The organism is Butyricimonas sp. RTP31003st1_G1_RTP31003_210430 (assembly GCF_040920905.1).
Lineage (GTDB): Bacteria > Bacteroidota > Bacteroidia > Bacteroidales > Marinifilaceae > Butyricimonas > Butyricimonas paravirosa.
This window is the reverse complement of the sequence record NZ_JBCOSQ010000033.1, coordinates 1-22,035: the sequence shown is the minus strand read 5'-3', so window position 1 is coordinate 22,035 and position 22,035 is coordinate 1. Positions and strand designations below refer to the sequence as shown.

The 22,035-nt window shown below is 44.9% G+C and carries 23 protein-coding genes; 1 reads left to right on the top strand and 22 read right to left on the bottom strand.

The features are described 5' to 3' along the window. Positions 1 to 2: 2 nt before the first annotated feature. The 19 genes from AB5542_RS11555 to AB5542_RS11465 form a co-directional block, all read right to left on the bottom strand. Entirely contained in the window at positions 3 to 755 is a 753-nt protein-coding gene (locus tag AB5542_RS11555; protein WP_368243072.1) for a DUF1573 domain-containing protein, read from the bottom strand. Positions 756 to 1,136: 381 nt separating this feature from the next. Next, positions 1,137 to 1,640, bottom strand: coding sequence for a hypothetical protein (locus tag AB5542_RS11550; protein ID WP_368243071.1), 504 nt, complete (start codon positions 1,638 to 1,640; stop codon positions 1,137 to 1,139). Beyond that, positions 1,627 to 3,699: a hypothetical protein gene (locus AB5542_RS11545; RefSeq protein WP_368243070.1), complete on the bottom strand. Its 2,073-nt coding sequence runs from the start codon at positions 3,697 to 3,699 to the stop codon at positions 1,627 to 1,629. The genes AB5542_RS11550 and AB5542_RS11545 overlap by 14 nt, the downstream gene beginning before the upstream one ends. Positions 3,700 to 4,276: 577 nt before the next feature. Beyond that, the gene (locus tag AB5542_RS11540) at positions 4,277 to 4,825 is read right to left on the bottom strand and encodes a hypothetical protein (protein ID WP_270429703.1); all 549 of its coding nucleotides are present in this window, start codon (positions 4,823 to 4,825) and stop codon (positions 4,277 to 4,279) included. 18 nt (positions 4,826 to 4,843) lie between these two features. After that, positions 4,844 to 5,182, bottom strand: a complete 339-nt coding sequence (locus tag AB5542_RS11535; RefSeq protein ID WP_288215056.1) for a hypothetical protein — start codon at positions 5,180 to 5,182, stop codon at positions 4,844 to 4,846. Positions 5,183 to 5,190: 8 nt separating this feature from the next. Beyond that, positions 5,191 to 5,598, bottom strand: a complete 408-nt coding sequence (locus AB5542_RS11530) for a DUF5675 family protein (protein ID WP_279108369.1) — start codon at positions 5,596 to 5,598, stop codon at positions 5,191 to 5,193. Next, positions 5,579 to 6,037, bottom strand: coding sequence for a hypothetical protein (locus AB5542_RS11525; RefSeq protein WP_278701303.1), 459 nt, complete (start codon positions 6,035 to 6,037; stop codon positions 5,579 to 5,581). The genes AB5542_RS11530 and AB5542_RS11525 overlap by 20 nt, the downstream gene beginning before the upstream one ends. A gap of 124 nt (positions 6,038 to 6,161) precedes the next feature. Beyond that, positions 6,162 to 6,458 carry a hypothetical protein gene (locus AB5542_RS11520; RefSeq protein WP_270429701.1) on the bottom strand — a complete coding sequence of 99 codons (297 nt, stop codon included), beginning with the start codon at positions 6,456 to 6,458 and terminating at the stop codon, positions 6,162 to 6,164. A 17-nt stretch (positions 6,459 to 6,475) separates the two neighbouring features. Continuing rightward, the gene (locus AB5542_RS11515) at positions 6,476 to 6,781 is read right to left on the bottom strand and encodes a hypothetical protein (RefSeq protein WP_270429700.1); all 306 of its coding nucleotides are present in this window, start codon (positions 6,779 to 6,781) and stop codon (positions 6,476 to 6,478) included. A 43-nt stretch (positions 6,782 to 6,824) separates the two neighbouring features. Beyond that, positions 6,825 to 12,239 carry a hypothetical protein gene (locus AB5542_RS11510; RefSeq protein WP_368243068.1) on the bottom strand — a complete coding sequence of 1,805 codons (5,415 nt, stop codon included), beginning with the start codon at positions 12,237 to 12,239 and terminating at the stop codon, positions 6,825 to 6,827. Beyond that, complete coding sequence (locus tag AB5542_RS11505; protein ID WP_270430139.1) at positions 12,232 to 13,425, bottom strand: hypothetical protein; 1,194 nt, start codon at positions 13,423 to 13,425, stop codon at positions 12,232 to 12,234. Before AB5542_RS11505 ends, AB5542_RS11510 begins: the two co-directional genes overlap by 8 nt. Next, entirely contained in the window at positions 13,416 to 13,880 is a 465-nt protein-coding gene (locus AB5542_RS11500) for a hypothetical protein (protein ID WP_279038273.1), read from the bottom strand. Before AB5542_RS11500 ends, AB5542_RS11505 begins: the two co-directional genes overlap by 10 nt. Then, complete coding sequence (locus tag AB5542_RS11495; RefSeq protein WP_279038272.1) at positions 13,877 to 14,599, bottom strand: hypothetical protein; 723 nt, start codon at positions 14,597 to 14,599, stop codon at positions 13,877 to 13,879. The genes AB5542_RS11500 and AB5542_RS11495 overlap by 4 nt, the downstream gene beginning before the upstream one ends. 11 nt (positions 14,600 to 14,610) lie before the next feature. Next, positions 14,611 to 15,507 carry a DUF6712 family protein gene (locus AB5542_RS11490; protein WP_278701298.1) on the bottom strand — a complete coding sequence of 299 codons (897 nt, stop codon included), beginning with the start codon at positions 15,505 to 15,507 and terminating at the stop codon, positions 14,611 to 14,613. After that, positions 15,504 to 16,847 carry a hypothetical protein gene (locus AB5542_RS11485; protein WP_278701296.1) on the bottom strand — a complete coding sequence of 448 codons (1,344 nt, stop codon included), beginning with the start codon at positions 16,845 to 16,847 and terminating at the stop codon, positions 15,504 to 15,506. Before AB5542_RS11485 ends, AB5542_RS11490 begins: the two co-directional genes overlap by 4 nt. Beyond that, the gene (locus AB5542_RS11480; RefSeq protein ID WP_278701294.1) at positions 16,847 to 17,128 is read right to left on the bottom strand and encodes a hypothetical protein; all 282 of its coding nucleotides are present in this window, start codon (positions 17,126 to 17,128) and stop codon (positions 16,847 to 16,849) included. Before AB5542_RS11480 ends, AB5542_RS11485 begins: the two co-directional genes overlap by 1 nt. A 160-nt stretch (positions 17,129 to 17,288) precedes the next feature. Further along, on the bottom strand, positions 17,289 to 18,998 hold the full coding sequence (locus AB5542_RS11475) for a hypothetical protein (RefSeq protein ID WP_288215058.1): 1,710 nt from the start codon (positions 18,996 to 18,998) through the stop codon (positions 17,289 to 17,291). Then, positions 18,995 to 19,570: a hypothetical protein gene (locus AB5542_RS11470; RefSeq protein WP_270430153.1), complete on the bottom strand. Its 576-nt coding sequence runs from the start codon at positions 19,568 to 19,570 to the stop codon at positions 18,995 to 18,997. The genes AB5542_RS11475 and AB5542_RS11470 overlap by 4 nt, the downstream gene beginning before the upstream one ends. Beyond that, positions 19,567 to 19,842, bottom strand: coding sequence for a hypothetical protein (locus tag AB5542_RS11465; protein WP_279038267.1), 276 nt, complete (start codon positions 19,840 to 19,842; stop codon positions 19,567 to 19,569). The genes AB5542_RS11470 and AB5542_RS11465 overlap by 4 nt, the downstream gene beginning before the upstream one ends. 5 nt (positions 19,843 to 19,847) lie before the next feature. Between AB5542_RS11465 and AB5542_RS11460 the strand changes: the two genes are divergently transcribed. Further along, positions 19,848 to 20,135 carry a hypothetical protein gene (locus AB5542_RS11460; RefSeq protein ID WP_279038266.1) on the top strand — a complete coding sequence of 96 codons (288 nt, stop codon included), beginning with the start codon at positions 19,848 to 19,850 and terminating at the stop codon, positions 20,133 to 20,135. A gap of 246 nt (positions 20,136 to 20,381) precedes the next feature. Here AB5542_RS11460 and AB5542_RS11455 read toward each other — a convergent pair whose 3' ends face one another. The 3 genes from AB5542_RS11455 to AB5542_RS11445 all read right to left on the bottom strand — a co-directional run. After that, on the bottom strand, positions 20,382 to 21,167 hold the full coding sequence (locus AB5542_RS11455) for a hypothetical protein (protein ID WP_278701289.1): 786 nt from the start codon (positions 21,165 to 21,167) through the stop codon (positions 20,382 to 20,384). A gap of 42 nt (positions 21,168 to 21,209) precedes the next feature. After that, the gene (locus AB5542_RS11450) at positions 21,210 to 21,770 is read right to left on the bottom strand and encodes a hypothetical protein (RefSeq protein ID WP_270430157.1); all 561 of its coding nucleotides are present in this window, start codon (positions 21,768 to 21,770) and stop codon (positions 21,210 to 21,212) included. A 53-nt stretch (positions 21,771 to 21,823) separates the two neighbouring features. Further along, a partial coding sequence (locus AB5542_RS11445) for a hypothetical protein (protein WP_368243067.1) occupies positions 21,824 to 22,035 on the bottom strand: 212 nt, incomplete at its 5' end.

The following is a 22,035-nucleotide window of genomic DNA, read 5'->3' as shown; positions in this document are numbered from 1 at the left end:
TTTTAATTTTTTTCTTCAACATAACATCTAATAAACACGGTTTTTAACGGTGTTTGAGGGTCATTTGTCACTAAACGGATTTCTTGCCAAAATGATCCGGCTAATCCTTCAGGGATAAATTGTGCGTGCAATACGGTAGATTTTCCGGTTGCAATTGTGGTGTTATCAAGTTTTGTTGTCACGCATGAGCATGTCGTTTCTATTTTTCTCACGATTAAGTCGGAGTTTCCATTGTTTTGAACCTCCACGTCAAATGTTACGGGAACTTGCTTTCCCTGTTCGAACCGGAACACGATTGTATCTCGATCCAGAATTCCATGTGGGGTTTCGCTGGGAGGTACGTTTTCAAAATTATCAACCACGATACCCCCGACTTTTATCCCGGTCATTAATATTTCTCCATTACATTTGAGATACACGGTGTTAAGAAATTCCCCGTATGGAAAATCATTCTGTGGTAAAAATGTTACTAACAATGAATCCACTTTACCACTTGGTATGGTAAATGATTGTATCGCTTGCACACGTTTGTTCCCAACTTTTCGTGAAACTTTTAGGGATGAATTTTCCTCGGGAGTTTCCACGACTGATAGTGTCACGTTTTCTCGTGTAGGGTTAAAAATATGAACCCATTTTTCTTGAACTTTATTCATTTGTACGGTTCCTAGTTCTAACCATTCCTCGCTGAATAACAAATGGCCGATCGGGATGTTACAATTTGATGGCCGATTTTGTTTGTCTGCACATCCAGTCAAGATTATGTGAAAAATTATTGTACTAAATATAGTTATCTTTCTTGTGGAAAATCTCATGAATAAATCCTCCTTTTTGATAATTTACTTAAAATAATAGCAAGAATATTGTTTGAAATATTATATGCATTGTTCTTTCAAACGAGCATGTAAGCGGTGTAAAACTGGTGGTTCATTCATGGTTTATAAGTTTTTAGGTTTAGCAATAACTTGTAAATTGTGAAATAGGATCCTTTTGCATATGCATAACAAAAATATTAAAATATTTTAAAATAGCAAGTTTAAATTCATGTTTTTTTAATGATTAGATATAAAAACTAGATCTGATAGATCAAAATATTGGAGACAAAAAAGCAAAACAGAGGGGTAGGCCTTGAAGTTACGTTACCGGATGGTCATCCGGGTAGCGTTGATTACCCGATCGGCGTAATGCTCGGCAACGATGTCGGCGAGAGTTTCAACTTCTCTTGATATTAAACCGTTGAACCAGTCCACGGGTTTACGTCTGATCGGGCCAGCGGTGGCGATGAAGGTGGTTCTTTTATCGTGTTTGTTTATCCCAATTCTTTTTTTCTGGCCACGTGTAACGATCCCGTTTTGCATGACGTAGCCTCGGCCGACACCTTTCTGCCAGAATACCCCGTGCCGGGCGAACGAGAACCCGATACAATCAATTTCCCCGTCGCTCTTGTACGTTTTTTCCCCGATGGATTGGCTAAGAACTTCTTCATCGTTACTTCGCATAGTTTTAACTTTTGAACGGGGTCTGGCTGCGGGATTTTTTAATTTCCGGGCGTTAAATATCGTTTGATTCCGGACTCGCTTTCCCCAGCCGGCAACGTCCTTGTTGAAGGCTTGGATCTGTTGGTTTATATCAGTTGTTGTCATTTTTCATGAGTTTGGCTTGGCAAATGATGTTATCGTGTGAGAACTCGAACGTGAATTGGAACGGGATGTATTCCTGGTTCAGAACCCTGACCCGGCGGGTTTGTTCTTCCGGGGTTCCTTCCTGCGGGTTAAACAAGGTGAGGATCCGGAACACGTCTTCGATGTTCACCCGGAAAGAGAAGGTGTAAGTGTTGGCCGTGGAGATAAAATCGTACCAGGATTTTAGGTACTTGTTATACGCCCCGTCATCGGCTTCGAGGTCAAAGGAGAACATGTTGGATAATATGGAATATCCCATGTTTGCCGTCGTGGCCCCGTAGGCATCGGTTCTTAACATACAGATCAGTTTGTCTGTTTTGCTCGTGCTTGGCGAGTACAGGGCCGAGACGCCTTGTTCCGGGTAATAGGGATGAACGGAATCCTTGTATTCATCCATGGCGATGGGTTGTAACTTGATATCAACACTCTCTTTTTTCGTGTACTTGTGCGTGACAAGGGGTTTGTAGACATCAGCGGCTCGAACCCATTGCAAGGTGTTGTCAACGATCTTGGATTCGTAAAAACTATTGATGTTCTTGATTCTAACGAGTAGTTTCTCACGAATCGGGGAGGGGAGTTCTTTTAACGAGTTGTACTGGCCTTCGTAGGTGTAACCGTTTATATTGAATTCGTCAATATCATATTTTAACTCGTACGCTTGCGGTTCTTTGATCTCTGTATCCGGGGTGTCCGAAATGTATTGTTCAGTGAGATCAAGAGCCTTCGTTTTCAAGAGATCCTTCATGAAAATGACTTGCAGGGTTTTATTCGTGAAATCGAACAAGTAGATGAACCCTAGCAATTGTTTGAAGGACACGAGAAAATCACTGCATGATATTTCCGGAAGGTGATTCACGGGGTTTATTTCTTTCATGTAGGTGTTGAGATCTGTGGTCGAGGAATTGATCCGGCGAATCTCGATGTATCCTTCCGTGATCTCGTAATTTCTCAAGATGGCGTTACCCTTGCTATTGTAAGCATACATCTCGAAATATAGCCAGTTTTCCCCGGGTTGTTCGAAAATTTGCGTGAAACAAATATCGATGAAAACGTCAATTTTATCACGGTAATTGGGATCGTATTCAACTTTAACACGGTTGATTTCTTTGCGGGTACCGTTTGGGTTCCCTTGATGTGCCGTGTAGACCATGGATGCTTCAACGATCATTTGTGTATTTTCGGGGTTGGAGTGAGAGGTGAACTTGGCTTTGGCGAAAATACTGATTTCGTATTCTCCCGGGGTGGCGTAATACTTGTTAAACCGGATGCTGTTCGTGGGGTCATCTGTGGCAGTAAGGATTAAATTCGTTTTTCCAACGAGATTCGAGAACGCGTAGTTTTCCACGGGTAACTGGTCAAGGGTGTAATTGTTGAAAAGAAGGAGTTCTTTGAAAGAGTGATCGAAAGAATTGAGAATCTGGTAACCTTCCGACTTGAACATGGTCTCGATGATGTATATGGCGTGAAAACAGGGAATGACCGTGTTCACGTTCGAGCTGGTATTCTCGATATTCATGGCGTTCACGATTTTTCCGAAGTCTTGGTTGTCTGCCGATTCTCCTTCCCCGTAAAGGTTCGGGGCGTAAATGGAAGGAAAAGAGAGCGTGAATGATTTTTGTTTCCTGACCTCGTTGACGTATTCTTTCATGCTTTTACTACCGAGTAAGATTCGGTCATAGGTAAAATCGGTTATGTTTCTATCACCGAATTCGGTCGGTAGTTGTTTGATGGAGGCTGCGCACCTGAATTCCGTGTTTATTTGCGTGACGATTAATTTCCCGGAGAATATCCAAAATCCCTCGAATCTCATCTTCCAGTTGTATTCACGGTATTTGTTTTTTACTTCAACGTAATTGGCGTAGTTGAAAACTTCTTCGTTTTGGGTGACCGGGACGTTAAAATAATAAACGATACTGGAGGGGATCACGTCTGATTCAAATGCCGGGGAATTGATCTCGACCCGGATCTTTAAATCGGAGGGTAAAACCAAAGGTTTGTTATTGATGAACATTTCTATCATGACAGCTATTTTTGTTACAATGATAGGTATTGAGAAGCAGGATAAAAAGGACAGTTTTTTTGGGGAAAGATATGTTCTTTTTTTATTAAAGGGGTATCCTTTCTCCGGATACCCCTGCCAACGAGAGATTCGTTGACGCCTTGCATTTCACACACAGCCGTGTCGCATCTCCGACATTACCAAGTCTATAATTGCAAAATTTTAAGCATGAAAAAACGTACCCGCTTAATCTCACTGCTCCCCACGGTGGAACGATCGGAACAGTTCAATTAAGACGGGTACGTACACGTTATATATACGTACCACGTCTCCCCAAAGATACTCGATCGTTCCACCGTGGGAGTATCAATGGTTGTGTAGTACACGTTAATCCTTTTAAACCAGGTGAAATCTCCTTCACCCGGTACAAATGTATAAATAATTTCTAAAAATAGTATAACTCGGGGCCAAGAACACGTGAAAAGACTTGTATTCAATCCCGTGTTTACCCTAATTTATTACCGTATAGAATCCTGAATTATTTTTGATGCCTTTTTACGCCATCGTTACATATCAAAAAGTTGGAAATGATCGAGAGTTAAAATTTATACATTATTCCCCAATTTAAACCAACCGGTGCCCATTCTACTCGACACCCCAAGTTGTGATAGAAAAATCCCCCGCCGATACTAAACGAGTTCAGGGTTAACATGGAGACCGACACGAATGGAGTAAAAATATCATTTTTAGTGATCTTAATTTCCTTGTGAACGGGAGTAAAAGAATAGTCGAGTTGTTGTAACTCGTTATATTTCACAAGTAAATCTATCGAAAACCTGCCATGCTCGTTATCGAATAAGGTTTTCTTGTAACTTCGTGTTAAGTTCCAATCTCTCACTGTTTCCGCTAGCGTGGCCTCACGATCCACGATAGGAACATCTTTAAAAATGGTGTCTGTTTTATAAATGTACTTGTATTTCAATTCTCCCGCTAGGTAAACGGTATCACAAACGAGGTGGGTAATCGTGTCATGGATCGTTTTACCCTCCACGTGATGAACGGTTTCTTTTTTTTCCACTGTTCCACGACCGAAAGAGAATCCAATCGCGAAACAAGCCATACAACACACGACTAGAAATTTATTCATACTGCTCTTGTTTCGTCATCAAAATACCCGACCCATTACACCCCTCTCCCCGGGATTATCTAGATGCCCTCCTTTCAAAAAATCCTCGGTTGCTTTCTTCTGCCAGTCATCCGGGATGGTTACAATCTTGGGGTTCAATTTTGTCCGAGCCAAAATATCATCGAGATTATTACAACGTGATAGCAACAAAGATGTTCCCCCTGTTTGTTGAACATCCCTATTTATGGAAGATAATTCTTCATTTCGGGAACACACGCCAATGGGGGACCCTCGATGAATTGTTTGCTCACTTGCATTCACAGGCTGATGACAGTTACGCTCTCCCCCTTCAAAAACTGAATACTCTTTTGCTTTCATAAAACTTGCTATTTTACTGTTATGGTTATTTTTTCCCCGGCCACCATCGCTTCCTCCAGTACACGTGTTAATCTTAACTCGTAATTTGTCGAGTTAATCACTCTTCCGGGTATCCTGTTTTCTCCCACGAGAATACACCCGGATGTGTCCTTGTCTGTATTACCCTTGTGAATTCTTATACCCGTGAAGTGGGGAACATTCAAAAGCAAAGGCAATTTCCGTTTAAATTTCGCGGACACGTTCACGATAACCTCGTAGGTTCCTGCCGGGATCGCCGTCTCGTTCATCACCTTCTCTTCCTTGTCCAAATCCCGACAACGATCTTCCAAGGTGTCACAGAAATATTCCCCGTCCACGAATAACCGACCAATCGTGTATAAAGGTTTCTTCGCTATTCTATTTAGTTCTAGTTTCATCATCGAGTTTTTTTAATTTGTCCAGTAACTGTTCCGCCGTTTTAGCGTCGGCACATTGAATTATCGCCCGGATAGCGTCCGGCAGTTTCGCCACCTGGCTCTTCTTTGCCCTCTCGTTTTCCCAAACACTTCGGCCCTCGATCAACACGATAGCGGCCGTCACGAGCATCGAGGCGAAAGGTAACGTGTACCAGTCTATGCAACTCCCGATCAAGTCAAATATCAAGGCCATGACTTGTATTCGCCAGTAATCCCCAAGCTTCGAAAAAGTTCTCCGCAAACCGCCAGAATAAATCTTCTCTCCCCGGGCTTTAGCACTATCCGTACCTGCCCACAAGTCGATACAAACAGCGAGAACCATTATAGCCCACATCGCCAGTATAATGTACACTTGCGATTGAATAACGTTAAAATCACCTGTTACAAAAAATTCTATCATTACTCGCCTCCTTTTATTCCATTATTTTTCAATATTGCATTATTTGTTACTATTTTTGCGTATTGAAAACTCTAATTATGGAGGGAACAAGTACCGTGATGGAAAAAGTTCCCCCCTTTTTTTATCACCTTTCCTTGATCGTGTTGTAGAACTCCATGATCGGTTGTTCCAGCAACGTCAAGAAAACGGGTGACACCGGACCACCACTGATGGCTGTGAAAGAGTGATTCTCGCAGTCGTAAGACCCGCTAAAATTCAAATAATCGGAACGCCGTGAATTCTCGTCCACGAAATGCCCGTCGCAACTAAAAGTCACGATACCGGGGATGTTGTTCTCGTACTCCGCCGAAAAATTCACGTTGATCCCTTTCAAAATAACCGGGATCGTGGTTGTCGCTACTGTCTTGTAATTAATTTCCATTTCCTATAATTTTCAAATTAAACGTTCGTGTTCTTTATCTTGCAATAAGAATCGATAAGCTGCAATGGAATCGTTCCCGCTTGATCCATCTCGTCGATCCTCTCTCTCAGTACCGCTAACTCGGATTCCTCGAATACCACATCTATGGTCTCTGTGATATTGTTTATAATCGTTTCTTCATTCAAAAGTTCATGACGATCTATCTCCTCCGGGGTGAAATTCACTTTTTTGGCGATTGAATTGAACAACATACCTTTTATGATGTTAGCCTGATCAGGAATGAGATTCTTAATGGCAAATCTGTCTACAAATGTCAGTTTCATACTCGTTAATTTTACATGTTCGATATTAATTCACTTCTTACAATCAAGGATTCCACGTCCCAAGCCAGTTAATAGGCAGCTGGCAGGCCGTCCACTTGTACGTGTCCGTCTTCATCACGAGAACAGTATCTTGTCCACTTGACTGGACAGCCACGTACGTGTTCCCGTTGCGGTAAAATCTTTCACTTCCCGTGCATAACACGTCAAACCCTTGCGAGGCCTCGCTTGTTATGAAAAAATGGCTTCCGATTTCCATACCCGCGTACAAGTTTACTTTCTTCCTGTTACCAGTACCGTAAAGGCATATCATATTGGGATGCTCGTTACCCAGCGTTATACCCGGGTTGGTTCCCGTCATGTAAGCCCTGGAAACTCCCGACACGATGTGCGCGTTTGAGAACATTTTTAACATCCCCTGTGTCACCGCCATGGCATAAGAATTACCATTATTGGGGGCTCCCGCGATCAACGCCACTTGTTTATTACTACCCAGACCTCCATAACCTCCCCCGGACAACATGAAAGTCCCCAGCTTGGCATTCCCGGCGGTAGTCATGTCAGGATGACTACCCACGTACACTTGATGGCCGCTATAACTGAAATTTAACTGGGAACCAGATAGAGCCAGGTTGCTACCCCTTAGCCACGATCCCTCGATAGCGAAAGGACCGAGCTTGTTCGTTATCCCTAATTTTAACAGTTCCGCACCTCCCACAACCCCTTTCAACCCCCAGTCACTAGCGCTATTATAGTACATGCTAATATAGTTACTAGCATCCTTGTAAGCTTTAAATGATTTCTCCGAATCCGTTGATGTTACCTTTACCCCCGGTCCCACACCAAAGTCTTTGCCGCCAATTATCTTGTTGTCGGCAAACGTGAAACCGATAACGGAAATCATATTGGCCGTGATAACGTTAGCCTTTAGGATGTTCGTTCTTAACTTGTCGATAAAAGCGTTATTGGCCGCCAGCGTGTTGACATCTATAACATCCGCGTTAATAAGCCCCGCTTTTATTAGCGGACCTTTAGTTAAAGCGTTCGCCTTCAGTGCCTCGAAATTCGTAAACCCAAGCTGTACCGCGAAAGAATCTTTCGTGACGATTTCTATATCGGCATACCCGTCCGACGTTTGGTCAAAGACAGTTGCGTAATCCACGAACCACTCGCAAGGGGCGGCCTCGGTTGTCACCGGGCCAGAAAGGTAAAGGTGATTCACGGTGTTAAAAGTTCCGGTTGGACCGCAAGTTTCCTTGAAAATATAAGTCTCGTATTTCCCCGTTCCCACCATGGGGGTTAGAAATTCTTGCTTGTAACCAGTTCCATGTGAATTATGAGCGTTTTTAAGCGTGTACCCGACGGGTATTTTGGCACTAACTTTAACGATGAACACGGCATTCGCTCTCGATTGATTCCCGAAGTAGAATCCTCCTAGATGACCTGTTGACGTGCCACCATGACACTTGATGTACAAGCACCAATCCGATTCCGAGTACGGGGAACCCGCTAGTTTTTCCTTTATTTGGGCCGCCTCGGTGGATGTCAACGATCCCGCTTGATTTTGACCTGTTGATTTTTTCGTGCGAGATATTACCACGGTTCCCCCGCCATTTTGCGCACCATAAGTTCTAGTCCCGTTTAACCCTACTTTAAATTCCGGGTCTTTATACAACATCTTCCCGTTGACAGACTCGCCGGGTACCCCTTGGGTTCCCGTGTTACCCATCTTTCCCACGGAGTAGATTGTCGAACTAGTTCCATTCGTGTAACTAATTACCGTTTTCGTCCAAAGGAAAGAACCCGCCGACACCGATGGAATCGTGCCACTCCATGCCCCCGTGGGGGCGATAGTACCAGACGTTGATGCTTGATAAGTTACAGTCGTGCTACTTACCCCGTTCCCGGCATTACCATTAGTCCCGTTCGTGCCCATCCTCGCCACTGAATACACGGTACTCTTCTGGTTATCCGTGTACGTTATCTCGGTCTTGCTCCACAAGTAGGAACCAGCAGGTACTGCCGGAATGCTTGATGACCACGTGCCTGTTGGCGCGGTGGTACCGCCAGTACTAGATTGGTAGGTCACGGTCGTGCTTTTCACGCCCTTCCCCGCTGCACCCGTGTCGCCCTTGTTTCCGGTGGCACCATGAGTCCCGATGATCACGGGCGTGCTAGTGTATTTACTATTATCCGTGTACGTGACAATCTCGTAATTCCACAAGTACTTCTTTGTCGTTGTGGTGACTTGCATCCCGGTCGTCCATCCCGACGTGGATGTTGTCACGCCACTTGCACTAGCGGAAGCGAGGTAATACTCGGTGATCGATTTAATCCCCACTCCCGTGGCTCCGGTGGCTCCATGCACCCCGATCACCCGCTTGTTCGTTTCCGTCGTCGTGCCATCCGTGTAGGTTATGATCTCGTAATTCCAAAGGTATCTATTCATCGTCGTCGTGGATGGTACCGTGTCTGACCACGACGTGGGGGCTGTCGTGTTGCTTGACGAAACGGCGTACTTGTTCGCCACCGATCTAACACCACGACCGATTATGCTTGTCCCAACCGGCTTCGGCCTACTCGTTTGCGGGCTTACCGATTGCGTGTACGATCCACTGGTCCACGTGTACCCGTCAGGCCTTGGGGTCCACGTGACGGGAAAATCAGTTTTCACGTGATACTTGCCCCCTCCACGCAAGTACAAAACCGGGATGCTTGAATACGTCATTTGCCCGCAACTCGCCGGGGACTCCGGGCAGAACTTGTACGTGTCAGCGTAAATCAGAGTTTGCGCGTCAGTCGTTCCCCACCCGCTCGCTTGCATATCGAAATCAAAGTCAACCGAGAAACCAGAGGCATGAGTACTCCAAGCCGGTTTAGTTCCACTATTAAGCGCCACCGAAACGCATATCCTGTTGTATCCCATTCTTTGCAAAGCCGTACCGGTAAAAGGTATCCATTTGTCAGCGTCATAGGAGGACGCATCCAGCCACACGTCAGTTTTCCAGTAATTTTCCCCGGATTTCGCTTTCGTGACAATAAATGTTTTCTCCACATAGAAAGAAGTGGATTCAAGATAAACTTTACAAGTGTATGACGCCGTGTCCGCGTTCATGGCTGTACATGTTATCTCGTCATTACCATTTAATTGAAATGCTCCGCCAACACTTGTTAAACTAACGACATAGAATTGCCCCGTCGTTGCCCCGGAATGAACTGCCGCTAATTTAGAAGTCCCCTTGTAGGCAGTTATCTTCGTTTTCGCCTTCGCCAATTCTCCCGGTAACGGATTCCCGTTGGCATCGCAAGCCACCGTGTGAGCCTCGTTGGTTAGCAGGATCGTGTAAGCGTCTTTCCCCGCCGCTCCCGTGCTTCCCATCTTACCCACGGAGTAAATTGTCGAACTTGTTCCATTCGTGTAACTGATTACCGTTTTCGTCCAAAGGAAAGAACCTGCCGAAACCGGGGGAATGGTGTTACTCCACGTCCCAGTCGGTGCGGTCGTGCCGGAAGTTGAGGCTTGGTACGTCACCACCGTGCCGCTTACCCCGTTCCCGGCGTTCCCGTTAGTACCATTCGTTCCCATCCTTGCCACGGAATACATCGTGCTTTTAGAGTTATCCGTGTACGTTATCTCGGTCTTGCTCCACAAGTAAGAACCAGCCGCCACGGGTGGAATACTTGCTAACCATGTTCCCGTGGGTGCCGTCGTGCCGGAGGTAGAGTCTTGATAGGTTACCACTGTACTTTTTACCCCCTTGCCCGCCACTCCGGGCTGCCCTGTTGCACCATCCGCTAACTTGGCAAGCGTGAAATTATCCGACAATTTCTCGTCACCGTTACATACACACCGGAATGTTCTCGTGTAAACACCGGGAGGAAACAACGTGGTGTTACCCGGTGCAACCGAATAAGTCGAGGAGGTCGCCCCGCTTATGTTCGTCCAAGTGCTGCCATTTAAGAATTGCCACTGGTACGACGTCGGCGTGAAATTCCTCGGGAGTGCCATTAAAAGGATGCTTGCCGGGGTTGGGGTACCCGTGTAAGCCGCCTCGTATTTAAACACTTGAGAGGGTGCGGTTATGTCTACTGTTTTGGCTATGGCGTCTTGAATTTTTTCCTCCAACCCCTCGATAACATCAGAGAGCTCCCCATTTTTCGTGAATATTCCTACCCGGTTACTCCCGTCTGGGGCTTTACCCACTCTAATAGCCCATTTTCCCGAGAGCGTGTAACTATCCACCCCAGCGTACATCGTCATCCCCGCATCCTCCGGCATAGAGGAAATAACAAGGAGCCAAGAGAGATTCGGGTCCGTCCTGTGCCCGAACTGCGCCAGCTCATCCCCCACCTCCGGCACGTCAACACCGTCCCGGTCTGTTTTCGACAAATCAATATAATTCTCCCCGGTACTTGTTACAAGGTTCCAATAATATTTTTTCCTGTCATCCCCGTACTTGTTACAACGCATCTGAGCCCCGACCGTGCAAGTATTCTTTTGTCCCTTGGAAGTTTCCATGTAACAACGCCAGTAATCGTCATATTCCTCTACCTTGTTGACCTTCATTCCTGATGGAGAATACACGTCTTGCCCTCCACGCCAAAATACCTGCGCAATGGCGAGAGCCATCACCTCCATGTAATTCCGAACAGTCAACTTCCCGGTAGTGAAATCTTCCGTCCCAACCATGCCCGTGCCAGCACCAAGAACACCGGGAATGAAATCCGCCGTTTTGAAACCTTCCCGAAGGATTAGTTTACGGAACTCCGCGTCACCCATGGCGTCTATTATCCATCCTTTTACCTTGGTTTCGAATTCTGTAGATTTAAGACTCTTAAATTTCACATCATCGAAAGTACGAAGTGCCTGATTAAACCAGTCTTCCCAAGCGTGTTCATTAAATAGTTTTGAATCGGGTACTTGTTTAACAGTTTTGATTACTTTCAATAAGTCATCCCATACAGTTGCATTACCATCAGCCATTTCTCTGTTGCGGGTTACTGCTGGACGAAGTTTTCCCCGAGTTTCTCCAATTTCGAGAGAGCCTATTATTTTTTGATTTCCAACAAACTCGTTATCTGCCGTTAATTTAGCGAAATTACTTAAATCAACGAAATCATTAATGTCTACATTTACGTTTACAGAAACTTCGATTTCATGTTTTTCCCAGTCAAAGCCGTTCCAGTAGATTACTGCGAGGGGACTGTTTATAACAAGATCTCCGAAATGAGGGTAATTCCCTTTCTTTGTTGCCAGGTAAAAACATTTGATAGCCGGGGATTGTTCCGGTATAGTCTCGGGTGTGGTGATACCTAAAAATACGTTCGCACCGATTCCGGCCAGCGTGTCAACAAGAGTTTTTAGGATACGATTATGTTCCGCGGCGTCGATTTTCTCTTCGGACGGTAATCGACGATGAATATAGTCGATCAATTGTTTTAATTCTTCCAGGCTAGTCATAATCTTCATTATAATCGTTATCTGAATAAGATTCGCTTGCACCAACAGAAAGGAATATCAAGTCTTTTTCAAAGGCTGGGGAATACTTGAACGTGAATGATTGAAGATCTTCCTTGTCGTTAGCAATATCAAAAGTTCCTTTGTCTATATTGATAGCGATGAAAGATTTTTTCCCCACGAGGAACACGGTTTCACTGATGGCCATTTCCTTGCATACTTCTGCTAATTTTCGGCTGATATATCCGGTCGAGGCCTCGAAAATATTCGTGTACCCGGATACGAATGTCGTGATGTTGTAACTATTTGCCTTGTAATCCATGGGCAGGTATTTTTGGAAGGCTTCTCGTTCCACTTTTAGTGAATCGGATTGATATTCCGTGATTATGGTATCAATACCCCCGAGTAGATTTCCAAACAAGAAACAACGATTTGCCGGGTTGCCGGGAAACACGTTAAATGTTATTTTCTTGAAAGCGATCTCGTGAGAAGAATTTTCAACCCATATAGTGTAAGAAACAAGTGAAATACCTGTTTTCGCGAGGTTCAAGTGTTTCAAGCCAGACGGGATGGCGAACACGTTGTATTCCGTGACAGAGGTGAAAGTATGCAAGTCTATCGTGTTTTCAGTTCCATCCGAATACCGGGCAGATAGTTTTGTCGTGTAAGTGTCCGGAAACAGGGTTAATACCACGAGATAATGAATTTCCCCGGGGTGGGTGTCGATTGTTTCCGGGCGATGAGACAAGTAGTTTTTGCCTTGAATAATGTAATCCTCGATTGTTTCGAGGGGATAATTATAGAAATTCAAGCGACACTTCATTGCAGTTAAAATACTCGTTTCTTTCATCGCTGATTGATTCCCATAGTATTCCGAGAATAGGACCTTGTAACGAAGCGTGGATTTTAAAAGACGGGTAACCCGGGAATCCTCGAAAGCCGGTAGCTCTGTTTGCATTCTCCGGTGAATGATAGTGCTAACGTCCAAATCTGCCACACCTGTTTCATCGGGATCCAGATTCATGACGGGCAAGGCGTGAAAAATCCCGCTGTCCGGAACCGTTTCGATTTGAATTTGGGCAGTGAGTCGATGCCCGGAAATGGCGTAGTTCCCCGCCCGAACTTTGAAGTTCATGGGATTCCCGGAAGGGGCTAGTTTAGCCGGTATTTTTAATAATTCTACTCCCATACTGATAGATCCTCTACGATTTTTGTTCTTAACGTGAAGGTGTAACGGCAAAACACGATTCCATGAGCTGGGTTCGCGAAATGAATACCTTCGATGGAAGACAGGTCGAAAGTGGTGAGCAAGGGGTGACGCTCTTTCTTGTCTTTCGCGATTTTCATGATGAACTGGTCCCCGATCGTTTCGAGGTGATCAAGGGTTTGTGTTCTTTCCTCCGCGTTATTGATATTGCAGGGAAGCACTATATTGAACCCACCTGTCCGGTTTTTTAACACGTTGTCAGGAGAGGAGCCGGAAAAGTCGAAGTCAAATCCCTCTAGCACGAGGGCCGGGTAACATGCGAACATGGCGTTTGAAAGAAGTTCATCTAACTCGTAACGTTTGAATTCTTTTATTTCCTTGTGCTTTTGTGCCAAGTCTTGGAAATAGTTCGCTATATCAGAATATTCCTGTTTCATTTTCTTCCCTCCTTGATTTTTTTCGTTATGAACCTGAAGACGGCGTTCACGGGAACTTCGGCGTATTTATCCCGGTCTTTTAAATCGTCCCCGACAATATTGTCGAACACGTCAAGCCAGGAAGAATCGTGACTTTTTCTCGTGTTAGAGTGTTTCGGGAAAACGAGGGGGTAACGTTCCGTGATCCATTTCCTGATAAGCCCGTAGTTTAAGGAGATAGCCTCTAGTGTCTTTTTGTCGAGTTTTCTTATCTTGTCTATGTTAGCGTCTGCTGTTATCTTGTTGAAACCGGTTTTAGGAGAATACAGGTAAGATACAAGTTTACATAATGTTTCGAAACGTGGATCAACGGCGTAACTCATGTAAAAAGTATCCACGTAAACGAACTGCATGAATGGCATTTCTTGTAGTTTGGGGTTCGGGGAATGAAGGATTCCCGCGGACGGGATTCGCAGGGTAGTTAAAGAGAAAGATGAGACTTTTTGATCTCGTTTTATGAAATCAAAAAGGTTGGCCAGCTCGTGGATCTGCAATAATGATAACCGTTTCACGATTCGCTTGGGTATATCTAGCATGACGGCAAGTAATTCATGATCATCCGGGTGAGATGTTAAGGCAAGGAATTGTCTTGGTGTCATCTCGGACCAACATGACGGGAAAGTCGTTTCAATGCTCTTTTCCCGGAACCAATGATGATATGTTATCTTGATGTTGTTCATGATATTTTGGTTTATATCCAAATAGTTTTCTTGTTCTTGTTATCCCTAGCGAACACGTTAATGTTTTCCGATACCCCGGAAACTTCTTTCGTGAGATGATCCATGTACCGTGAGGCGAGTTCTCGATATCGTGTGACCAAGGCATCGCTTGTCTCTTTCGATAACGGGTTTCTCTCGATAATTCCGTCCGCGGGAATCTTGTTTTCAAGCCAGACCCCCGTTTCATCAATATTCACCCCCGAATCCTCGATGGCGTAAGCCACGGCAAGGTAAACCACGATCGGGCGAATCAGTTGTAAAAGGTTGGTATCTTGCAAGACCGTCTCGTTTATGGTGATGATGGGAGAGATGTCCAGGTCGATAGCCCGGTGGATGAATGGTTGAAGGTGTTTGAAAACGACGTGTGATATTGTTTTGTAAAATTTCGAGAACACGAAACGATCCGGTATCACTTCGTGTTGCCCGGAAATGTAATAGTCTGATGTTTCGAATTCAGGGAAACGTTCCCGGTTCTTCATGAAATATTCCACGATAACATCAAGCTGATCGAAACCGTTACGCCGGAATATCTTTTTCAAGTCTTCTTCTTGGTACTTGTACAAGGAACTCGTGTTTTCCCCGCTGATTCGAGTGAAACCACCCGGGAGAAGTTGCGTGTTTAGCAAGGTAAAATTCATGTAAACCATGATATTGGCCACGGCTTTCCTGCACATTTTGATCTCTTCGTTGTACGTTCCCATGTCTTTCGTTAGACGTTCGTGTAGAGCCGTGCCAAGGAGTGGGGTGAGAAAATGTTTTTCCGTGTCTTCCAGTAACGGGATTACTCGTTCAAGATCGTAGTTCGAGGCGAACGGGAGGAATTCTTGAATTTCCCGTAAAAGGGTCGTTTTATCTGTCGAGAAAATCATGATATTACTTTTTGCGTGCCGGAACCGGTGTCCAGCGTGGTTAGTATCGTGTTTCTAAATCTCAATTGGATGTCTTTAATACCGTTAAATTGTAACATGGTTTCGATAGGATCCAGTATATTTTGCCTGTCAAGCCATGCCATGGCCACGTTCACAAGAAATGCTTCCCGGATGTTGCTTCCGCCTTGATTTCCCGCGTAGGTCCCGCCCGGCATCCCGGCACCGAGAACGTTCGGGTTTACCATGAGCGAGAACAATATCTCGGAGTTTGCCGCGGCTGAGGTTAATAGTTTATCATCTGCCTTGTATTTGTTGTCCAGTGGTTCGATAATCCATTGCTCCTCGGGTTTCCCGTTTGTGCCGATCGTGTAATGCGTGAAAATAGCCTTGTTGGCGTTTGCCGAGTCGGTTAAACTCTCCTCGATCAGATCCATTTCTTCTTGGATTTTTTGTTGGCGGATTGATTTATCCGGGTAATCTGCTACTGGGAATCGTTTATCCCAGTAAGCGTATGGAATTTTCACGTGCCACATCCAGGTGATTTGATTCTCGTATGCTTTCGCGAGGAAGGCGGGGATTTTATTTGCCACGTCTATCCAACCCGCTAATTTTGCTGACCACCACGAAGGTAAAGGGTAAATGTCATCGTTATCCCATTCGTCTCGAAGAGGGTAAATGAAAGATTTACCTTTTAATTTGCCTTCATACCGGAGGATTTCGAGATCCGCCAAGGGGTCATAGTTATCGAGTACCGGGTAAACTTCCATGTTGCGAGAGTTTACATCAGGCCATTCTCCGGAAACAATACAATGTTTTATTTGACCATTCTCGGGTTTGGTTAGTCTGGAATGAAGGGCGTTAATGGTATTTATTCCGACGATTTTGCTACCGTCTTGATTGGGGATAAGTTGTGGAAAGGATATCCCGAATTTCAAGATATCCCGGTAACTGTTGGCAAGATAACGGCGGATCATGCGGGATTGCATGAGGTTGATGATCTCGGGATGATTGACAACTTCGAGTTTCTCGTTCCCTTTTTCATCGTAACCACTGACACGACAAGGGAATATTCCTTGACCGAGAACAACCTTGTGTATGAATTTTAACCCGGTGTTTAAAACTCCCGTCCGGCTGATAACTTTAGAGGCTTCTTGCGGGAAGTTATTCCCGGATGCCCAAGAACAACACACGTGTTCCCCGATAGTGACTGTATTATCAACGTCTTGAATTTGCTCTGTATACTTTGTTTTTTCTGGGATTCCCGCGGTTGAAGCGAAATAGTTTTTCCCGTAGGCCATTAATGGCACTCCCTGATCGTTATATATAACTGTCGCTGCCATTAGAAAATAACGCTTAAATCGTTATACTTGATGATCCGGTCTATCCCCACGGGTGTTGGGTGAGAGATTGCGTTCCCGTTTTGGTCAACGGCAAGGATTCCCCGGCAACGGTTCGCTTTCAGATCCATGTTTAGACCACAGGAAACGGCACGAGGATAGTAAACCCGTTCCCCGTTTTTCTTGTCAAAAGTGATAGAAAAAACACGTTGCTTTCCAGTGGTTGGGTCTTCTTTTATATCGAGTTCTTTTAAAACGAGGTTTCTTTTGATTGTTGTTGCCATGTTACTCCTGTTTTTCCGCTAAAATAAAGGAGAGTGAACATGGAAAAAAGGACAGATTTTGAAGTAAAATCCCGTTCGGGAGGAAACAGGGTAGGTGTTTATCTTGTTTTTAAATGATTCTATTTTTTACGTTCATGTTGGATTTTAAAGATGTCTTGTATTATTTTAGCCTGATGGGTATGAATGTATAATTTGACTTGTAGAGACAATTGTTGAATTTCGTCCAGAAAATTTTATCCACGGCATCACCAAAATGGGTTGCTTCCTCGGGTAGAACCCCGGAGTGAGCGCTTTCGCTTTTCTTGTCTTTCCCGAAGCGGCCGTCCCGTTCGATAACCCGGGTGTTGTTCATGGAAATGAGTGTGTATTTGCATTTTACCCCGTTAAATCTTGCGGCTGGGAAACGTTGGTCGGATTCTTTCAATATGTTCTGGATAAGTAAGAATTTATCGTGTTGTGGGGGTTCCATGCCGTGATGTACAAACGGGATGACTGTCCAGCCGTTTTTTTGTAGCCTGTCAATGGCTTGTTCGTTATATGATTGAGAACTGTTTGCCTGACGGTGATCCCCGTAACGATCCCGGTAGTAATGTATGATTTTTGTTTCGTGATGCGTGTAATATTTGCAAAAATTGTCGATCAAGGCGTTGATCATGGTGGAGGGAACGTCCGGTTTCACGAAAAACTCGTTGATGAACGTTTGGATCGGGTAATCGGTCACGAGCCCCGTGGAAAAATCGAAATGACGTTCTTGCGATACGGTCATGAGGGAAATACGGGCTCCCCAGTCGAAGGATAACTCGATCGGGGAACGGGGATCACAATCTGCGTCGTACCTGCAATCGGATTCCGATAGTTTGTTCCAATCAAAATTCGTGTTCTCGGCAACATCCCGGATGTAACTGTCGTTTGTCGAGTTATAATAGACGTGACGATCGGAGAGAGGGTAATAACAATCCTCCACCTTATCCACGATCATATTCATGATCTCGATCAGGAAAGTTAGTAACGTTTGTTTCTGGTATTCTCGTTTGATATACGAGAAACCGACGTTATCTATGTTGTCGAAGGCGTTGGCGAAGGTGAATAACGTTCCTTCTTTACTCACGAATGGAGCGATTTTCTGTTTGAGACGAATGGTTTCGTTCCAGATTCGTTTGAACTCTTCCCGGGATTCACATTCGAGTAATTCTAGTTGAAGGCGAATGATTTGATTCCATACTTCGAACAACCGGATCTCTCGTTCTTCCTCGTAATAATTACCTAGTTCTAAAAGCCATTTTTGCTCTGCCGTGTAGGGCATGGAACTTGAATAGTGAAAACCGTGGTGCCAAGGAATTGGCCTGGGGCTTTTAGGACCGAATATTCCCTCGTTTCCTCGGTTCGTGGGGGATGTCTCTTCATCGTATCGTTGTTTGTTGATGGTTAAGGCTTCATCCAGGATCTCGTAGTCAACGGATGGTCCCCGGGAAGATCCTGCCCGGTCTTGTGATAGTAGTAACAAACCGTTCCCGTTCGAGAAACTGATGAAGTTGTCGTATTTCATGATTTTTTCATGGGGCGTGATAAAGTGATCGGGAGGACGGCGATTGATAATGTAATTACCGGGATCTTTTGCTGAAACGTGTTGCTTGTATCCCATGAGTTCAAGCAATTTAAACGTGGAGGGGAGTGTTCGGGTGAGTAATTGCCCGAAGGTTTGCCCGGTCACGGAAGTCAGTGCCCTGGGCATGGAGCGATTGATCAGGTTTATATCCCAGGCGATGCCCGCCGATTTCCCGGTACCTCGTCCCCAGATATCCACTTTATTCTTGGCTTGCAAGATAACCCCGGTTTGTTGCGCCGGGTTCAGTTGTAATTTTTGGATCATGATTTCATGATTTTAATAATATCCTCGTCCGTTGCCGGGGCGACGAGAGCATCGGCAAGTTTCGTTCGTTGATCGATGGATAGACTTAAAAACTTGTTGAAATCCACGTTGTACGTGTTGTTGTTGACCTGGATCGGAATTACGATCGGGTGTTTTTCCAGTAATTTCGGGTCGATATCTTGTGCCGGAGCCTCGCCAAGGGCGGCGATTAGGTTACGTTGTGCTAATGCCCATGATTTCAGATCCCCGGATTCTCGGGCCTTGATACATAGTTTTATTATGTCATCGAGTAACCAGTTACGCCACAAGTCAAAATCGAAGTCTTTTTTCGAGTTGAACATTCGGATGGCGTTTCGGCAATCCTCGTACGCTTGCGTCCGACTTAAACCCGGGAATTTCAACCGGAGAATGGCCACGGCATTTTTCATCACGGGATTCTTGTCAAGGAGCTTTGACGCCGCGACCCAGCGATCCAGCATGAGTTTTTGATGGGCGGGTAAAGCGGCCTCGTTACCTTCTAACAAGTATGATTTGATGTTTTCAAAATCTTGGTCTTCCAACGCTTTTCTCATGATCTGATCTTTAAAATTTTTTGAATATCTCTTAGCATGGCCTGTGCGGGGGAACTACCTTGTAGGGCTGATTCCGTGATACTTTTCCGGAGTTCCACGTCACTCTTGTAATATCCTTTCATGTAAGCGGTATATATTTCGCCGTTCTCGGAAGCGATTTCATTGTCGAGATCTTCCGGGTCAACTTCCAGGATGATGGCAATCTCCCTCGGGGTGTAAAATAATCCCGCTAGTTGCTCGATCATTTCTAACTTCGTGCTTTCTAAATTCATTGTCTATGATTTGTTTGTCAAAGTCATGGATGTCATCCGAGATGATGATAACTCCTCGTTCAAGTTTAGGATTATTCGTGGCGTTTTGGCTGCTCACGATGGATATTTTCCACTCGTTGTTCTCGATCGTTACTACTTTCGCGTGTACCCGGGTGATGGCGTGTCGAAAATTACGGGTGATCATCTGCAAGGGTTTTGCCTTGCAAACTTTTACCCTCGGGTCAAGCAAGAAACGAATGGATAAAATCTCCCCGTTGTTGTGTTTTCTCGTGATTTTCTCTATGGCGTCTTGACTGATAGACCAGGTACATAGGTTCACGTGTGCTGGCCCCGTTTGCTTGAGCAAGTAGAACATGAGTTCATGTAGAGAGTAAGATCCGAATGACCAAAAATGAATGCATTCGTCGTGAGAGATTTGCCCGATTTCCTCGTGGAGGGAACTTTCCGGGTTTGAAATCTTTTTGCAGAGAGGAGATTTTAAACGAAGAACCGGGGGCGTTTGTGCTTCCGGTTCTTCAGTTTGTTTTCTTTTCACGATATCAGTTATTGTCAGTAGCATCTTTAATCCGCTTTTCAAGCTCTTGTACTTCTTTCTCGTTTTTCTCGATACGTTTCAAGATTCGTTCCTTTTTCGGACTGTCCGGCATCGGGTTCGGTTTTTCTTGTCTTGTTTCTCGTTGATAAACTAAGATGTTTTTATCTTTCGAGATATAACTCCGGAGATTTTTCAATCTCGTTTGCAACTCCTCGATGGATTGTTTCGATTCCTCCAGGGGAAATAGGGCGTTCTCGTCCGGGATGATGCCTCTTTCGAGGTAGGCTTTTTTCGCCTCGAAAAGTAGCTGGATGCGCCCGGAAAGGGCCTCGATCATATCCACGAGATTCTTTCGTTTTTCGACGTTTTCCGGAGTGTTCTCGTCCGGGATCGCGTTTTGTTGTGTCTTTAGCATACTCCGGTCGTTGTATAGCCGGCTCATTTCGTGTATTACCCTGCGAATTAGGGGTGGGTATTCGATCATTTTGCGATTCGTTTGTCCGGTTAAGCCCGTGTCTTCGTTGTTCTCGGTCGTGTTTTTTTTCGGGGATACGGGTGTTACTTCTTCTTGAATCACCTGATCTTTTAAGAAATCGGAAAAGGAAAAGCCTGCCAGTTTTGCCAACTCGTAGGCGAGTTTTTGCGCTTGGAATTTCTCCCGACCGGGGAAGATACGTTTTAAACTATCGTTGTTCCCGTATTTGTTGTACAGGAATACCCCGTCATTGTAGTTCCTGTCCGAGTTCAGCCAGTTCCGGATCTCTATAACTTGGTTGTTAATCTTTCCCATGTGCTTGTGGTGTTAAAAAGGATCCCTTTCGGGATCCGGTATTCATGCTGTTACTTCCGTGGGGGTGCTGGCCGGGAATTTCCCGACATAACGATAGACGTTCGCTGTTTTGTAAGCGAAGACCATTCCCGCGCCGGGACGTTCTTCTGTTTTTTGCCCCGTGGTCATGTTCTCGATACTGTCGAGGGTTGCTCCCCGGAGGGTATCTCCCATCAAGAAGTAATTGTCATTACAATCCGGAACAAGGAAAACTAGGCTTTCATTTTTAGCAATATTCACGAAGCCTAATAATTTCGATTGTAACCCGGGATTGTAAATTCTTAATTTCTCGGAGAAGCTCTTTCCATCCTTTTCCCCCACGCTCTCGAAATCGAGTTTTCCTTCATCGTCCGTGATGTAAAAAGAATGCATTTTTTTACCTTCTTTCAAGGTAAGGTCTCCTACTAGTTCACCCATTTTCTCCAGGGTTATATCCTCGTCGGACATTTTAGGTTCGGTAGGGAACGTTAGCACGTCGGTATGCAGGCAGAAATACACGATCTGGGGAAGTCCACCCATGTTCTTCCCGTCGGGGAGATTTTTATCAATATCTGCGAAATCCATCTTGTTAATTATTTAAGTGTTACCCTATCCAAGGGTAACACGGTTATTAATATTTATTCTCCTGTTCCTTCTTTCTGGTCCTCGGTTGAAGTTTTGGTCTTGTTTGTCCAGACTACCTCGTTGATTCCGAAACCTACACCTTCACCCCAGTCTGTCATCACGGAAACACAACGCTTGCTTTCCTCGACCTTGAATGTTTCCTTGTTCATGGTTTCATCCGTGACGTGGATAAGGTTGGATTTCGGGGTAATGAACATATCAGTAC

Coding starts and splice junctions, on each gene's coding strand:
- AB5542_RS11510 (WP_368243068.1), bottom strand. CDS start 12,239: ATGACTAGCCTGGAAGAATTAAAACAATTGATCGACTATATTCATCGT.
- AB5542_RS11530 (WP_279108369.1), bottom strand. CDS start 5,598: ATGAAACTAGAACTAAATAGAATAGCGAAGAAACCTTTATACACGATT.
- AB5542_RS11500 (WP_279038273.1), bottom strand. CDS start 13,880: ATGAAACAGGAATATTCTGATATAGCGAACTATTTCCAAGACTTGGCA.
- AB5542_RS11450 (WP_270430157.1), bottom strand. CDS start 21,770: ATGGATTTCGCAGATATTGATAAAAATCTCCCCGACGGGAAGAACATG.
- AB5542_RS11540 (WP_270429703.1), bottom strand. CDS start 4,825: ATGAATAAATTTCTAGTCGTGTGTTGTATGGCTTGTTTCGCGATTGGA.
- AB5542_RS11520 (WP_270429701.1), bottom strand. CDS start 6,458: ATGGAAATTAATTACAAGACAGTAGCGACAACCACGATCCCGGTTATT.
- AB5542_RS11490 (WP_278701298.1), bottom strand. CDS start 15,507: ATGATTTTCTCGACAGATAAAACGACCCTTTTACGGGAAATTCAAGAA.
- AB5542_RS11505 (WP_270430139.1), bottom strand. CDS start 13,425: ATGGGAGTAGAATTATTAAAAATACCGGCTAAACTAGCCCCTTCCGGG.
- AB5542_RS11550 (WP_368243071.1), bottom strand. CDS start 1,640: ATGACAACAACTGATATAAACCAACAGATCCAAGCCTTCAACAAGGAC.
- AB5542_RS11535 (WP_288215056.1), bottom strand. CDS start 5,182: ATGAAAGCAAAAGAGTATTCAGTTTTTGAAGGGGGAGAGCGTAACTGT.
- AB5542_RS11485 (WP_278701296.1), bottom strand. CDS start 16,847: ATGGCAGCGACAGTTATATATAACGATCAGGGAGTGCCATTAATGGCC.
- AB5542_RS11515 (WP_270429700.1), bottom strand. CDS start 6,781: ATGAAACTGACATTTGTAGACAGATTTGCCATTAAGAATCTCATTCCT.
- AB5542_RS11480 (WP_278701294.1), bottom strand. CDS start 17,128: ATGGCAACAACAATCAAAAGAAACCTCGTTTTAAAAGAACTCGATATA.
- AB5542_RS11455 (WP_278701289.1), bottom strand. CDS start 21,167: ATGGGAAAGATTAACAACCAAGTTATAGAGATCCGGAACTGGCTGAAC.
- AB5542_RS11495 (WP_279038272.1), bottom strand. CDS start 14,599: ATGAACAACATCAAGATAACATATCATCATTGGTTCCGGGAAAAGAGC.
- AB5542_RS11465 (WP_279038267.1), bottom strand. CDS start 19,842: ATGAATTTAGAAAGCACGAAGTTAGAAATGATCGAGCAACTAGCGGGA.
- AB5542_RS11475 (WP_288215058.1), bottom strand. CDS start 18,998: ATGATCCAAAAATTACAACTGAACCCGGCGCAACAAACCGGGGTTATC.
- AB5542_RS11525 (WP_278701303.1), bottom strand. CDS start 6,037: ATGATAGAATTTTTTGTAACAGGTGATTTTAACGTTATTCAATCGCAA.
- AB5542_RS11460 (WP_279038266.1), top strand. CDS start 19,848: ATGATTTGTTTGTCAAAGTCATGGATGTCATCCGAGATGATGATAACT.
- AB5542_RS11470 (WP_270430153.1), bottom strand. CDS start 19,570: ATGAGAAAAGCGTTGGAAGACCAAGATTTTGAAAACATCAAATCATAC.
- AB5542_RS11545 (WP_368243070.1), bottom strand. CDS start 3,699: ATGATAGAAATGTTCATCAATAACAAACCTTTGGTTTTACCCTCCGAT.